1 protein-coding gene is annotated in these 636 nt (G+C 68.2%); it reads right to left on the bottom strand.

The features are described from left to right. A partial coding sequence (locus ACYVDE_RS25395; protein ID WP_460504290.1) for an NAD(P)H-hydrate dehydratase occupies window positions 1–636 on the bottom strand: 636 nt, incomplete at both ends.

Below are 636 nucleotides of genomic sequence, written 5' to 3'. Positions count from 1 at the left end.
GAAGGGCGGCAGCTGCGCGTGGGCGCGCAACGCCAGTAGCACGCCTGTGAGCACGTCGCCGCTGCCGCCGGTGGCCATACCGGCGTTGCCGGTGCTGTTGAAGTGCAGCTCGCCGGTGGGCGTGGCCAGGCAGGTGTAAGCGCCTTTCAGCACCACCAGGCAGCGGTGCTCGGTGGCAAAATCGCGCAGCAATTCCAGGCGGTGGTAGTCGTCGCGGGCCGGCTCGGTCAGGCGCTCAAACTCCTTAGGATGAGGGGTGAGCACGGTGTTTTCGGGCAGCTGCTTGAACAGTGCGCGGTGGCTGCCGAGCAGGTTCAGGGCGTCGGCGTCGATGATGAGGGGCAGGGGCTGGCCGGTTTTTTCGAGCGGCTTGGCGGCGGCCTTCAGCAGCTGGCGCAGCACGGCGAGGCTGGCGGGCTGCTGGCCCAGACCGGGGCCGATACCCACGGCCTGGTAGGGCTTCAGCTCGGGCAACTCGCTGATGAAATCGGCCTGCTTATCGGTCAGGCACATGGCCTCGGGCTGGCTGATTTGGAAGATGTCGTAGCCGCAGCCCGGAATATGAGCCGTGAGCAGCCCCACGCCGCTGCGCAGGCAGGCCCCAGCCGAGAGCACGGCCGCGCCCAGCTTGCCCCA

The sequence above is a fragment of the Hymenobacter agri genome (assembly GCF_054778495.1).
Note: the sequence above shows the minus strand (reverse complement) of the source record. Positions and strands in the feature narration are given on the sequence as shown.